The organism is Sphingomonas sp. IC-11 (genome assembly GCF_021043365.1).
In the GTDB taxonomy this organism is placed as follows: Bacteria; Pseudomonadota; Alphaproteobacteria; order Sphingomonadales; family Sphingomonadaceae; genus Sphingomonas.
In genome coordinates, this window is record NZ_JAJNDU010000001.1 from 1623714 (window position 1) to 1636534 (window position 12821).

Annotated in this window: 12 protein-coding genes and 1 tRNA gene; 6 read left to right on the top strand and 7 right to left on the bottom strand. The window is 65.3% G+C overall.

The window, feature by feature from the left end; translation table 11 throughout:
• Positions 1-47 precede the first annotated feature (47 nt).
• The 3 genes from LQ954_RS07880 to LQ954_RS07890 all read left to right on the top strand — a co-directional run bounded on the left by LQ954_RS07880 (position 48) and on the right by LQ954_RS07890 (position 4789).
• Positions 48-1415, top strand: a complete 1368-nt coding sequence (locus tag LQ954_RS07880) for an acyl-CoA dehydrogenase family protein (RefSeq protein ID WP_231022572.1) — start codon at positions 48-50, stop codon at positions 1413-1415.
• 159 nt (positions 1416-1574) lie between these two features.
• Positions 1575-2570, top strand: a complete 996-nt coding sequence (locus LQ954_RS07885) for an NAD(P)H-dependent flavin oxidoreductase (protein ID WP_227769999.1) — start codon at positions 1575-1577, stop codon at positions 2568-2570.
• 80 nt (positions 2571-2650) lie between these two features.
• Entirely contained in the window at positions 2651-4789 is a 2139-nt protein-coding gene (locus LQ954_RS07890) for a histidine kinase dimerization/phosphoacceptor domain -containing protein (RefSeq protein ID WP_231022573.1), read from the top strand.
• A 68-nt stretch (positions 4790-4857) separates the two neighbouring features.
• Here LQ954_RS07890 and LQ954_RS07895 read toward each other — a convergent pair whose 3' ends face one another.
• The 6 genes from LQ954_RS07895 to LQ954_RS07920 all read right to left on the bottom strand — a co-directional run bounded on the left by LQ954_RS07895 (position 4858) and on the right by LQ954_RS07920 (position 8287).
• Positions 4858-5373, bottom strand: a complete 516-nt coding sequence (locus LQ954_RS07895; protein WP_231022574.1) for a hypothetical protein — start codon at positions 5371-5373, stop codon at positions 4858-4860.
• A gap of 44 nt (positions 5374-5417) precedes the next feature.
• A tRNA-Leu gene (locus LQ954_RS07900) sits at positions 5418-5504 on the bottom strand.
• A 127-nt stretch (positions 5505-5631) separates the two neighbouring features.
• Positions 5632-5955 carry a PilZ domain-containing protein gene (locus tag LQ954_RS07905; RefSeq protein WP_231022575.1) on the bottom strand — a complete coding sequence of 108 codons (324 nt, stop codon included), beginning with the start codon at positions 5953-5955 and terminating at the stop codon, positions 5632-5634.
• A gap of 66 nt (positions 5956-6021) precedes the next feature.
• Complete coding sequence (dksA, locus tag LQ954_RS07910; protein ID WP_227769995.1) at positions 6022-6483, bottom strand: RNA polymerase-binding protein DksA; 462 nt, start codon at positions 6481-6483, stop codon at positions 6022-6024.
• A 450-nt stretch (positions 6484-6933) separates the two neighbouring features.
• The gene (locus tag LQ954_RS07915) at positions 6934-7467 is read right to left on the bottom strand and encodes a hypothetical protein (protein WP_227769994.1); all 534 of its coding nucleotides are present in this window, start codon (positions 7465-7467) and stop codon (positions 6934-6936) included.
• 310 nt (positions 7468-7777) lie between these two features.
• The gene (locus LQ954_RS07920; protein ID WP_227769993.1) at positions 7778-8287 is read right to left on the bottom strand and encodes a host attachment family protein; all 510 of its coding nucleotides are present in this window, start codon (positions 8285-8287) and stop codon (positions 7778-7780) included.
• Between the two features lie 130 nt (positions 8288-8417).
• Here LQ954_RS07920 and serS point away from each other — a divergent pair, with 130 nt between their 5' ends.
• The 3 genes from serS to tyrS are packed head-to-tail and all read left to right on the top strand — an operon-like array spanning position 8418 to position 12068.
• Positions 8418-9707: a serine--tRNA ligase gene (gene serS, locus LQ954_RS07925; protein WP_231022576.1), complete on the top strand. Its 1290-nt coding sequence runs from the start codon at positions 8418-8420 to the stop codon at positions 9705-9707.
• A gap of 10 nt (positions 9708-9717) precedes the next feature.
• Entirely contained in the window at positions 9718-10785 is a 1068-nt protein-coding gene (locus tag LQ954_RS07930; RefSeq protein WP_231022577.1) for a M23 family metallopeptidase, read from the top strand.
• A 56-nt stretch (positions 10786-10841) separates the two neighbouring features.
• Entirely contained in the window at positions 10842-12068 is a 1227-nt protein-coding gene (gene tyrS, locus LQ954_RS07935; RefSeq protein WP_231022578.1) for a tyrosine--tRNA ligase, read from the top strand.
• Between the two features lie 83 nt (positions 12069-12151).
• On the opposite strand, the gene LQ954_RS07940 is transcribed toward tyrS, so the two are convergent.
• The gene (locus tag LQ954_RS07940; RefSeq protein WP_231022579.1) at positions 12152-12550 is read right to left on the bottom strand and encodes a hypothetical protein; all 399 of its coding nucleotides are present in this window, start codon (positions 12548-12550) and stop codon (positions 12152-12154) included.
• Between the last annotated feature and the right edge of the window lie 271 nt (positions 12551-12821).

The window sequence follows — 12821 nt, forward strand, 5'->3', positions numbered from 1 at the left end:
AGGCCGCTACGCAAGTTAAAAGAGTCGACTTAATTCGGGAGAGGGCCATGGATTTCGGATTGCCGCAGGATCTGCTCGACTATCTCAAGGAGCTGGATGCGTTCATCGAGGCGGAGATCAAGCCGCTGGAGGATGCCGACGATAACGTCCGCTTCTTCGACCACCGCCGCGAATATGCGCGGACCGATTTCGAGGCCGGCGGCCTGCCGCGCCACGAATGGGAAGAGCTGATGCGCGAGGCGAAGCGCCGCGCCGACAAGGCGGGGCATTTGCGCTTCGCGATGGATCCCAAGTTCGGCGGCAAGGGCGGGTCGAACCTGTGGATGTGCGTCATCCGCGAATATCTCGCCGCGAAGGGCCTCGGCCTCCACAACGATCTGCAGACCGAACACAGCATCGTGGCGAACAACCCGTTCGCCAAGATGTTCGACGATTTCGGCACCGAGGAGCAGAAGGAAGAGTTTATCACCGGTACGCTGAACGGCACCCGCCGGGTGACCTTCGGCCTGACCGAGCCGTATCACGGCTCCGACGCGACCCATATGGAGACGCGCGCGGTGCCGGAATCGCGCAACGGCGTGCCCGGCTATGTCATTAATGGCGAGAAGATGTGGACGACGGGAATGCACGTCGCGACCCATTGCGCCCTGTTCGCCCGCACCAGTGGCGATGACGGCGCGGCCAAGGGCATCACCTGCTTCCTGGTGCCGACCGATGACGAGGGCGTCCAGATCGAGGAATATCTCTGGACCTTCAACATGCCAACCGATCACCCGCGCGTCAGCTTCAAGGACGTGTGGGTGCCGGAGACGACGATCTTCGGCGATCCCGAGAACGGCCTCCCCGTCGCGCAGGCGTTCGTGCACGAGAACCGCATCCGCCAGGCCGCATCATCGCTGGGCGCCGCGACCTACTGCATCGAGGAATCGATCCGCTACGCGCGGCAACGCAAGCCGTTCGGCGAGGATCTCGCCCGCAACCAGGCGATCCAGTTCCCGCTGGTGGAACTCGCGACCCAGGCCGAGATGCTTCGCCTGCTGATCCGCAAGACCGCGTGGGAAATGGATCAGATGCCGCACCATGAGGTGGAGAAGCGCCTCTCGGACAAGGTGTCGATGTGCAATTACTGGGGCAATCGCCTGTGCTGCGAGGCGGCGGATCGCGCAATGCAAGTCCATGGCGGCATCGGCTATTCGCGGCACAAGGCGTTCGAGCACATCTATCGCCACCACCGCCGCTATCGCATCACCGAAGGCGCGGAGGAGATCCAGATGCGCAAGGTCGCGGCCTTCCTGTTCGGCTACCTCGGCCCCCGGCGGCAGGAGTTCAAGGAACTCGACTGGAACGACGTCGACTATCGCAACAGCCAGATCCGCCCGCGCTCGGGCAAGCAGGCGCTGGGCAGCGTCTTCTGATCGGCGGCCCGCCCCGCCCCAGCCGCCGCTTGCGCATCGGTGCGCACGGCCGCTGACGGGGCGGGCCAACCGCACGCCGAGCGGACTTGCGGCCCTGCCGCGATCGGCATAACATCTGTTACGTTAGCGCGCCCGACGAGGCGCCCATGGGAGAGGGAAATGCTCAAGACGCGGTTCACTGAGGCGTTCGGAGTTGAATATCCAATCGCGCAGGGCGGCATGCAGTGGGTCGGTAAGGCTCACCTGGTCGCCGCGGTCGCCAATGCGGGCGCACTCGGTTTCGTCACGGCGCTTACTCAACCGACGCCGGAGGATCTGGCGAAGGAAATTCAGCGCACCAAGGATCTCACGGACAAGCCGTTCGGCGTGAACCTGACGATCCTGCCGACCATCACGCCCCCGCCCTATGCCGAATATCGCCGCGCGATCATCGAAGGCGGGATCAAGGTGGTCGAGACCGCCGGCTACAAGCCGCAGGAGCATATCGACGATTTCAAGGCGCACGGGATCAAGGTGATCCACAAGTGCACCGCGGTTCGCCACGCTTTGTCGGCCGAGCGGATGGGCGCAGACGCGATCTCGATCGACGGTTTTGAATGCGCCGGCCACCCGGGCGAGGACGACATCCCCGGCCTGATCCTGATCCCGGCAGCGGCAGACAAGATCAAGGTGCCGATGCTCGCGTCTGGCGGCTTTGGCGATGGACGCGGCCTCGTCGCAGCGCTGGCGCTGGGCGCCGACGGCATCAACATGGGCACGCGTTTCTGCGTCACGCAGGAGGCGCAGATTCCCGACAGCTTCAAGCAGCAGATGGTCGAGAATGACGAGCGTCAGACCGATCTCATCTTCCGCACGCTACACAACACCGCTCGCGTGATGAAGAACAAGGTCAGCCAGGAAGTCGTGGCCATCGAGCGCAAGGGGGGTGCCGAGTTCAAGGACGTCCAGCATCTCGTCGCGGGCGCTCGCGGTCGCGCCGCAATGGAGAATGGCGACACGCAGGACGGTATCTGGTCGGCCGGCATGGTACAGGGCCTGATCCACGACGTACCGACCGTAAAGGAACTGGTCGACCGCATCATTGCCGAGGCGGAGCAGATCATCGAGGGCCGCCTCCAATCCATGATTAGCCGCTACGCCGAAGCGGCGGAGTAAGCGACGGGCCTGACATCAAATAGTTGCGCGGCACGTTCATCTGGGCCATTCCCCTCCTCCAGTCGCACTGAGGGAGGGCTATGGCGAGCCTGAATGAGCGGGCCGCGCCCGACCTGACCGCATGCGATCGCGAGCCGATTCATATCCCGGGCGCGATCCAACCCCACGGATTGCTCCTTGTTGCTGATCACGCCAGCCTCGCGGTTGAGGCTGGCGCGGGATCGCTGGAGTCGGCGTTTGGCCCAGGTTGGCTCGGCGCCTCGCTTTCGGAATTGCTTGCGCAGGACGTGTCGGCCCTGTTGCAATCTGTTCCCTCAGCCGGCCCGGGCGGGTCGATCCGCGGCGCTTCCGTCGAGATGGCGGGGCAGACTTTCGACGTCACGCTTCACCGAACAGGCGATCACTTGGTCGTCGAGCTAGAGCCTGCGTCCGAACACCCGCTGCTCGCCGGTGAGATGCTCGGCTGGATGGACGCGATCGCCGCCGGCTTTGAACGCGCGCCCAATCTCCGCACGCTTTGCGCTCGGGCGGCGAGCGCCTTTCGGACGCTGACCGGCTTCGATCGAGTGATGGTTTATCGGTTCCTTGATGACGATGCCGGCCGCGTGGTCGGGGAAGCTCGCGACGAGTCCCTCGATAGCTTCATGCACCACCACTTCCCGGCTGCCGACATACCGCGTCAGGCGCGGGCCCTGTATGTCCGAAACAGGGTGCGCGTTATCCCGGATGTCGGTTACGAACCGGCGCCACTGCGCCCGGCGCGCTACGAGTCGCTTGACCTCAGCGATGTGTCGTTGCGGAGCGTTTCGCCGATACACCTGCAGTATCTTCGCAACATGGATGTCGGCGCATCCGCCTCGATCTCGATCGTCAAGGACGGGATCCTCTGGGGCCTGATCGCCTGCCACCATCGCACCGCAAGGGCGATGCCCCTGGATGTCCGTCTCGCCGCGCTCGCTCTCGCGGGCGGTCTGGCGCGCCAGATCCGCGCTCGGGAAGAAGCCGATAGCTATCGTGAGCGGCTGTCGCTTCGGGCGGCCGAGGACTCGCTGGTACCCGCGTTCAAGCCGCCGCTCACCAGCGCCGTGGCAAGCCGTCACGATGATCTTCAGCGAATGATGGACAGCGATGGCGTGGCGGTCATCCACCCCGGCGGCATCGATCGCTATGGCCACTGTCCGGACGATGCCGCTATCGCCAGCATCGGAAATTGGCTGGCGGAGCGGAACACCACCGACGCCTTCGTCACCCACCATTTAGCCGGCCATCTCCGGGAAGCGGCAGAGTTCGCCGAGAAGGCGAGCGGAGTCATGGCGCTGCCGGTGCCGGAAGAGCAGTCGATCCTGCTTTGGTTCCGCGCCGAGCAGGTCGAAGAGATCGAATGGGCGGGCAATCCGCACAAGGGCGTCCAGCACAATCCCGACGCCATTTTGACCCCGCGCACATCCTTCGAGACGTGGCGCGAAACCGTACGCTGTCGCTCACGGCGTTGGACACTGGAGCAGACCGAGTCGGCGCATCGCCTGCGTCGGGCGTTGCGCGCAGCCAATGAAGCCAGGGAGCGCCAACGCTTGTTTCGCGAATTGGAGCGAGCCGTTACGGAAAAGGACCTCGCCCTGGCGCAAAAGGACGTGCTGATGAAGGAGGTGGACCACCGGGTTCAGAACAGCCTTCAGCTCGTGTCCGCCTTCCTCTCCTTGCAGGCGCGCGAGGCTGGTCCCGGGCCGGTGGCGGACCAGTTGATCGAGGCCCGGTCCCGGCTCTCGTCCGTAGCATTGGTTCACCGCCGGCTTTATCGCGATGACCAGATCGAGACGATCGACCTGGCGCGTTATCTCGAGGAGTTGGTCGGAGACCTGAAGGGCTCGCTGGGCGAGGAATGGTCATCTCAGATGACGGTTGATCTTACACCCATGCTAATCCCGACCGATCGCGCGGTCAGCGTTGGCCTGATCGCATCGGAACTTGTCATCAACGCCACCAAATATGCTTACCCCGGCGGCACCGGGCCGATCGATATCGCGTTGGAGCAGCACCGCAATCGTTTCCGCTTGATCGTGGCGGACCATGGTGTCGGCATCACCGGGGAGCGAAGCGGGTTCGGCAGCCGGATGATGCAAGCGGTCATGGCTCGCCTCAACGGAACGCTCGACCATGCCGAAAATAGCCCCGGTTTGCGAGCGATCCTCACTGCTCCCATCGAAGACGAGCCGCGCTGACGCCGTTGGGGGCATCGCGCAACCCCGGCTGAGGTTGCCCTCACCTCGCCGGACAGAAACTGAGGCCGCTATGCGCGTGCGTGCCGCGTAGCGGCCTCGTAAAGCTCGAAGGTGGCAAGAGCACCCGCCACCATCTGGTCCAGCCAATGTTGGTCCCGATCGGCGGCGGCAGCGTCGATGGCATGCCGAATCGCTCGCCACTCCCCTGGCTGGTGAACGGCAGACAAATAGGCGACCGGCATTCCCGGTCCGACCTGTTTCGCCAGAACGCCGCCACCCAGACGCGATCCCTCAACCACATAAAGCGCGCCCCATTGGGACGGCCCCTGTTCATTCCTGGTACTCACAGCCAATTCCGCAGGCGAACCAAGCGCGGCAAGATCGGCAGCCAATAGCGGTGTGCGGAGTCGCAACGCTGGCCATACCGCAGCCGCCATCGCCTCCGCGTGCGGCAGCGCGCGCCCATGCGCTTCCAGGAAACGCTGGTACGACAGGGGATTGTTCAGATCATGGCCGCCGAAAACCGAGTCGACTGCCTCGTGGGACGCCGCCGTCTTTGCGCGAAGCAGAGCAATTGCTGACATCAATGGGCGATGCCCGATCCGGGCCGGAACGTCGAGCCCTCGACTGGTACGGGTGGTCGGACTCGAACCGACAATCTGTTGCCAGAGGCGGATTTTGAGTCCGCTGCGTCTACCAATTCCGCCACACCCGCGTGATCGGATGCGCGCATTGGCACAAACGATGCCGGGCCGTCCAGCCCGGACGGTGAGTAATCGCGCCTATCGAGGTGCGCCGTTTACTCCGGCAAGCACTTCCGCCTGCCCTGCACTTACTTACGCCTACGCCAGACCCACCGGTTTACGCACGAGCTGCGGATCAATGGGCTTGTCGAACGCGATCCCTGCGCGCCCTTCGGTCTGCCACGCGACTCGCCCGGCGAGCCACCCTAAAGCGGCAAGCTCGATCTGAATGACCGAATCGGGTGCTACTGGCTCCGGAAGCTCCACCATCAAGCCACCGCTCGATAGATTGCGGACGCGAACAGTGGTTTCGCCATCCACGCCAGCCACCTTCAGCCGCGCCAACAGAAACAGGCTGTCCCGCCCTCGATCATCACCGCCAACAGCGGTGGTGTCCAAGAATACGCCGGCCGCGGAGTCCATGCTCGTCAAAGTACGTCCCAATTCTTGTCGAATCACGAACGGGCCAATCCGAGCGGCCGCGCCCGATCAATCCTCGCGAGAAATCTTCTCGTTGCGCTCGTGCCGCTCCTGCGCTTCCACCGTCATGGTGGCAATCGGTCGCGCCTCAAGCCGGCCCAGGCTGATCGGCTCGCCCGTAACCTCGCAATAGCCGTACTCACCTTCATCGATGCGGCGCAACGCAGCTTCGATCTTCCCGATGAGCTTGCGCTGCCGATCGCGCGTGCGCAATTCGATCGACCAGTCGGTCTCACTCGATGCGCGATCGTTGAGGTCGGACTCGCGAAGCGAATCGATCTGCAGCTGCGAGAGCGTACCCAGCGATTCTCGCAGAATGGCATCTTTCCACGCCAACAGCTTGGCTCGGAAATATTCCTGCTGACGCGGGTTCATGAAAGGCTCGTCCGGATGCGGACGATAACCGTCGTCGTTTGCAGCCCCAAGATCTTTAGGACTTAACTGATCCACGCGATTGTAAGCCGTCGCCATCAACCCGTCTCCCCGCCCGCGTCAGGGTGTCGTTGCACCCCGAGGGCCCCGTGGCGCGCCTATAAACGCCGACCGGGAAACTCACAAGCATTCGCGAGCGTGGAAAAATGCGTACTCGACGCGGCATTGCCCGGCAGTGAACAGACAGGACCTTTCAACGTGTCCCGCCATGGTACGTTAACGTAGAAAGCGCGGTCCTACTTGCGTCGCTCGCGTAAAAACCCCCGCCGGGACGGTCATTGCAGTTGAGTTTAAATCTTTGTTCTGCACGTTGGCCGCAAGCAGATCCTGAATAGAACACAGGACGGCACGTAGCGCCGCCTGGGAATGAGAGAGTGACATCATGTCAGTGCGGATGGCCTTGGCGAAACTCTGCGCGTGCACCGTAGGGGGTGCAGTGATCGGCGGCGGCGCAGTGCATGTCGCCCAAACGCAAAAGGCGCGCAGCTCCTATACGAAGGTGGCGAAGGTCGCGCCGCAGAAGCGGATCGTCCGGCGTACGCCCGCCCGGCGCACCGCCGTGCGCCGCGTGGTGGCGGCAGCGCCCGCCGCCTGCGCGCCGACGGTCGTCACGGTGGCAGCACAGGCAGCCCCCGTCCCAGTGCCATTGCCCGTCGGTCCGGCGATTGCCAGCGGCGGGGGCGATGTTGCACCCGTCGTCAGCGGTGGCTGGGGACGCGGCGTCGGCGGCGGCGGCTTCTTTGCAGGTGGCTTCTTCGGCGGCTCTGGCGGTGTCAGCGGATCAAGCGGCATCGTGATTTCGTCGACGTCCAGCTCCAGCGGCGGCTCGACCTCGACCGGCGGTTCGTCAACTTCGACTGGCGGATCCTCAACTTCGACGGGGGGCTCGTCCACCTCAACCGGAGGCTCATCAACGTCGACGGGAGGATCCTCCACGTCGACCTCTACCGGTGGCTCCTCGACCTCAACCTCGACCGGCGGCTCGTCGACCTCGAGCTCCACGTCGACCGGTGGGTCCTCCACCTCATCTTCCACCTCGACCTCGACCTCGTCGTCGACCTCGAGCTCTTCTTACGGTTCATCGTCCAAGGGGTGGAGTTCGAACGGTGGCCATTGGTCATCCAACGGGGGTTGGTCGTCCAACGGGGGCCACGGCGGCAACAGCAGCGGCAATCCCTCTCCCGTGCCCGCGCCCCCGATGATGATCCTTTTCGGCGTTGCTGCAGCAGGTTTGGCGGTACGTTTACGGTTCGCCCGGAAAGCTTCGGCCAAGGCCTGACTGGCCACGAACAATCGGCCGCGCGCCCTCACCAGGGTGCGCAGCCTTTATGCATCACGCGTTCAGCAGCGCCTGCTCGATGTCGGTGATCGGATGCCCCGTCAGGTCTTTCGACAGCTCGCCGGCAAGCCGGTCCGTGACTTCCTTGTGGTAGTGCTTGCGCAACTCCCCCAGCGTCTTGGGCGGCGCAACGACGATCAGCTTTTCGTAATCGTTGGATAGCGCCCGCTTTTTCAGCAGCTCTGCCGCGTCGGCTGCAAAACGATCCTCTTCAAGCTGGTGGAAATCCGTTTCGCCCAATGTGCCGCGCGCCGGCGCAAATTGAGCCCCGCCGCCTCGCGCGTGCATGGATCCGTTCTGTGCAACCGCCGGCGCTCCCGGTCCGGACTGGGTGGAGGAAGCGGCACCCGCGGCATCGGTTTTCTGATCGCGGTCCGCCGGATTGGGGCGCTCTTCCGCATGCTCCACCGTCAGGTTCGGGTACACGTCATCTCCCTCGTTCCGCAGGAACAGCAGCTTGCGGCCGTCTGCCACTAGAACGACGGAGTTGTGCGGGACTTGCATGATCGTACCTCCTTGCATGCCGTGTTGCCCAACCAACGCCTTGACGCGCATGCGGGTTGCCTTTTGCTCCTCTACTCGACGCCGCTGCACGGCTTGCCTGAACCCCGCACCCTCGGCATAGCCCCGCGCCATGCTCGACATTCGCCTGATCCGTGATGATCCCGCCGCCTTCGACGCCGCCATGGCGCGCCGTGGCAAGCCGGCGGACGCTGCCACCATCCTCGATCTGGATCGCCGCCGCCGCGAGGTGGTGACGGAGCTGCAGGTCGGCCAAGCCCGCCGCAACGAGGCGTCGAAGGCGATCGGCGCGGCCAAGGCGAAGAAGGACGAGGACACCGCCGCCGCGCTGATGGCGGAAGTCGCCATGCTCAAGCAGCGGCTGCCCGAGCTGGAGGCGGAGGAAGCGCGGCTCGGCGGAGAGCTCGACAGCCTCCTCGCCGGTCTTCCCAACCTGCCGCTCGCCGACGTGCCCGATGGCGCGGACGAGAACGACAATCAGCTGATCCACGAACGCGGTCAGCGCCCGGCGTTCGATTTCGCGATCAGCGAGCATGACGCGATCGGCCCTGCCCTTGGCCTCGATTTCGAGACCGGTGCCTTGCTGTCAGGTGCGCGCTTTACGCTGGTGCACGGCCATGTCGCGAAGCTCGCCCGCGCGCTCGGCCAGTTCGGCCTCGACGTGCTGACGCACGACTATGGCTATGAGGAAGTGATCCCGCCGCTCCTCGTGCGGGACGAGGCGATGTTCGGCACCGGCCAGCTGCCCAAATTCGCCGAGGATCTGTTCCGCACCACCGACGGTCGCTGGCTGATCCCGACCAGCGAGGTCAGCCTCACCAATATCGTGCGCGAGAAGATCCTCGCCGCGACCGATCTGCCGCTGCGCTTCACTGCCCTCACCCCCTGCTTCCGCTCGGAGGCTGGCGCGGCCGGGCGCGATACGCGCGGCTTCATCCGCCAGCATCAGTTCGACAAGGCGGAGATGGTCTCGATCGTCGAACCCGATCAGTCGGAGGTGGAGCATGAGCGGATGACCGCCGCGGCGGAGGACGTGCTGAGCCGGCTGGAGCTGCCGTTCCGCCGCATGAAGCTGTGCACCGGCGACATGGGCTTCTCCGCTGCCCGCACCTATGACATCGAAGTGTGGCTACCGGGCCAGGATCGCTACCGCGAGATCTCGTCCTGCTCCACCTGCACCGATTTCCAGGCGCGGCGCATGAACGCGCGCTTCCGCCCCGAAGGCGAAAAGGCGACCCGCTTCGTCCACACGCTGAACGGCTCCGGCCTGGTGATCGGCCGGACGATCGTGGCGATCCTGGAAAATTACCAGCAGGCCGATGGGTCGGTCGCGGTGCCTTCGGTGCTGCAGCCGTATCTCGGCGGCTTGAACCGACTGGAGCCGCGGCCCGTCCAGGGTTAATGCAGCGGTAATGACGAACCGTATCCCGCTTGCGCTGCCGCTCGCGATCGCGTTGGCGGGATGCATTCCCTCGGTCGACCGCCCGGCGCGGCCCACTCCGCCGCGTCCCGATACGGGCGGCAGTTATCCGCCGCCCCGTCCCGGGCCGCGGCCGCAGGAGCAGGTGGATCAGCTTCCCGCCCCGCCGCCCGCGTGGGAGCAGCGCGGAGTGGCGGACGATGCGCGCCAGGTTCCGGATCAAACCTATGTCGTGCGTTCCGGCGACTCGCTGCGCGCCATCGCGGAGCGGACCGGCGCCGGCTCCGAAGCGATAGCGCGCGCCAACGGCCTGTCCGCCCCGTTCGTCATCTACGCCGGCCAGCGGCTGCGCATCCCCGGCGGCCGCTATCACCTCGTGCGTTCCGGCCAGACCGGCATCGCGATCGCCCGAGCCTATGGCGTCGAATGGTCGCACATCGTCGCCGCTAACGCCCTCAGCGAGCCCTACATCCTGCGCACCGGCCAGCGTATCCTGATCCCGGGCGACGCGCGCCCGCGCAGCGCCGCCGAACGCGCCGCGGCCTTCCGCCTCGACATCGACGACATCATCACCGGCGGCGAACCGGCGATCGCCGAGAACCAGGCGCCGGCGAAGGCCGTGGCGACGCCGCGCCGCGTCCTTCCTGCGACGGCGGCGGTCGCTCCGCCTACCAGCAGCCCTGGCCGGTTCATGTGGCCGGTCGACGGCCGCATCGTCGGCCGCTTCGGCGCCGGCGCCAGCGGCCAGCGCAACAACGGCATCAAGATCGCGGTGCCGACCGAAACGCCGGTACGTGCCGCGGCGGATGGTACCGTCGCCTATGTCGGCGACGGCATCGCGGCGCTGGGCGGCCTCATCATCGTTCGCCATGGCGAGAACTGGACCAGCGTTTACGGCCACGCCTCCAAGCTGCTCGTCCAGCGCGGCCAGGCGGTGAAGAAGGGCCAGACGATCGCGCTGTCCGGCGACACAGGCTTCGCCGATCAGCCTGAGCTTCACTTCGAATTGCGCAAGGGCCGCAACCCGGTCGATCCGACGAGCCAGCTACCCAAGCGGTAGCCACGACGCCCCGCCCGCTTGCGGGAGCGGCCGGGGAAAGGCATGTGCGGCGCGTTATGACCGAAGCAAAGTCCGATCTCCTCCGCGTCCTCACCGATCGCGGCTACATCCACCAGATGACCGACGCGGCCGCGCTCGATGCGCTCGCGACGAAGCAGGTGGTGCCGGGCTATATCGGCTTTGATCCGACCGCGCCGTCGCTCCACGTCGGCAGCCTCGTCCAGATCATGCTGCTGCGCCGCCTGCAGCAGACCGGGCACAAGCCGATCGTCCTGATGGGCGGCGGCACCGGCAAGATCGGCGATCCGTCGTTCAAGGAAGAATCGCGCCAGCTGCTGACGGAGGATCGCATCGGCGCCAACGTCGCCTCGATCCGCCGCATCTTCGAACGGTTCCTCACGTTCGGTGACGGGCCGACTGACGCCGTGATGGTCGACAATGCCGACTGGCTCGACAAGCTCGAATACATCCCCTTCCTGCGCGAGGTCGGGCAGCATTTCTCGGTCAACCGGATGCTGTCGTTCGATTCGGTGAAGCTGCGCCTCGATCGCGAGCAATCGCTCAGCTTCCTCGAATTCAACTACATGATCCTGCAGGCCTATGACTTCCGCGAGCTGTCGCTGCGTCACGGCGTGCGGCTGCAGATGGGCGGCAGCGATCAATGGGGCAATATCGTCAACGGCATCGAACTCGCGCGCCGCATGGACAGCACCGAGGTGTTCGGCGTCACCACGCCGCTCCTCACGACGGCCGACGGGCAGAAGATGGGCAAGACCGTTTCAGGCGCCGTGTGGCTGCACGAGGATCAGCTGCCGCACTTTGATTACTGGCAGTTCTGGCGCAACACCGACGATCGCGACGTTGGCCGCTTCCTTCGCCTGTTCACCGATCTGCCGGAGGAGGAGATCGCCCGCCTCGAGAAGCTGGAAGGCGCGGAGATCAACGAGGCAAAGAAGATCCTCGCCAACGAGGCGACCGCCATGTGCCGCGGCCGCGAGGCAGCGGAGCAGGCCGCCGAAACCGCGCGCAAGACCTTCGAGGAAGGCGCCAGCGGCGACGCGCTCCCCAGCTTCGCGGCGAGCGGAGAGGTGCCGCTGGTCGACGTTCTCGTCGGCCTCGGCTTCTGCGCCTCCAAGGGCGAGGCGCGCCGCCTGATCAAGCAGGGCGGCGCACGCGTCGCCGGCGAGAAGGTGTCCGACGAAGCCGCCACCGTCACCGCCGGCGGCGAGCCGGTCCGCATCTCCGCCGGCAAGAAGCACCACGGCCTGCTGGTCGCGGGGTAATCGCCGTCCTCGGCAGCGATCCGGCGCCTCTAGGCGGGCGCGGGAAGGCGGATGGTGGGTGGCGCCTCGCGCACCGAAGGATACTATCGGGTGATCTGGTTGATCACCCCTGCCTGTTGTGGCGTGCGGCGGCCGAACCAACTGCTGATCCAACGGCGTCCCGGCGTCTCGATTTCCATGGTCTGCTCGGCCCCGCCCGCGACGATGTTGGGGTTCCGTTGGAACGTTGGAGAGGCATAGAGGCAGGGATCGGCCAATAGCTGATCGAGTGCGCGGCCCTCTTCCGAAGAAAGGCTTCGTTCGAGCGTCATACGACTGGGCTCGATGTCCGCCAGCATGGATGTGGCTTCACTAAAGCCGCTCGTGTGCCACTTCCCTTGCCAATCACGCACGGCAACGACGCGGGACGAGACCATGCTGTGGTATGCCCCCGATGACCAGAACAGGATCCGGCTGCCCCCTTCGGGTAGCGGTACCTTCATTCTCTCACGAAAGGTGCGATGATCTGGCAGGCGACTGACGCGGGGTGACCAGGATACATCGACAGCCGCCGCCAATTCAGAAGCGCCGGGACAATTCGCATAAGCACGTTCGGCTGCTGCAGGGTCGAGCGCGCCGGCCTGCGCTGCGCCACGGAGAGGGCGGCCGTTCTCCCCAGCGAAACAGCCGCCCAGCATCATCGCGGCAAACGGGACAAGTCGCGAAAACATGGCGTTTTTTAGCAGGCGATGTAATTACCTGCGACGGCGCGCT

Coding starts and splice junctions, on each gene's coding strand:
- LQ954_RS07880 (WP_231022572.1), top strand. CDS start 48: ATGGATTTCGGATTGCCGCAGGATCTGCTCGACTATCTCAAGGAGCTG.
- LQ954_RS07885 (WP_227769999.1), top strand. CDS start 1,575: ATGCTCAAGACGCGGTTCACTGAGGCGTTCGGAGTTGAATATCCAATC.
- LQ954_RS07890 (WP_231022573.1), top strand. CDS start 2,651: ATGGCGAGCCTGAATGAGCGGGCCGCGCCCGACCTGACCGCATGCGAT.
- LQ954_RS07895 (WP_231022574.1), bottom strand. CDS start 5,373: ATGTCAGCAATTGCTCTGCTTCGCGCAAAGACGGCGGCGTCCCACGAG.
- LQ954_RS07905 (WP_231022575.1), bottom strand. CDS start 5,955: ATGGACTCCGCGGCCGGCGTATTCTTGGACACCACCGCTGTTGGCGGT.
- dksA (WP_227769995.1), bottom strand. CDS start 6,483: ATGGCGACGGCTTACAATCGCGTGGATCAGTTAAGTCCTAAAGATCTT.
- LQ954_RS07920 (WP_227769993.1), bottom strand. CDS start 8,287: ATGCAAGTCCCGCACAACTCCGTCGTTCTAGTGGCAGACGGCCGCAAG.
- serS (WP_231022576.1), top strand. CDS start 8,418: ATGCTCGACATTCGCCTGATCCGTGATGATCCCGCCGCCTTCGACGCC.
- LQ954_RS07930 (WP_231022577.1), top strand. CDS start 9,718: ATGACGAACCGTATCCCGCTTGCGCTGCCGCTCGCGATCGCGTTGGCG.
- tyrS (WP_231022578.1), top strand. CDS start 10,842: ATGACCGAAGCAAAGTCCGATCTCCTCCGCGTCCTCACCGATCGCGGC.
- LQ954_RS07940 (WP_231022579.1), bottom strand. CDS start 12,550: ATGAAGGTACCGCTACCCGAAGGGGGCAGCCGGATCCTGTTCTGGTCA.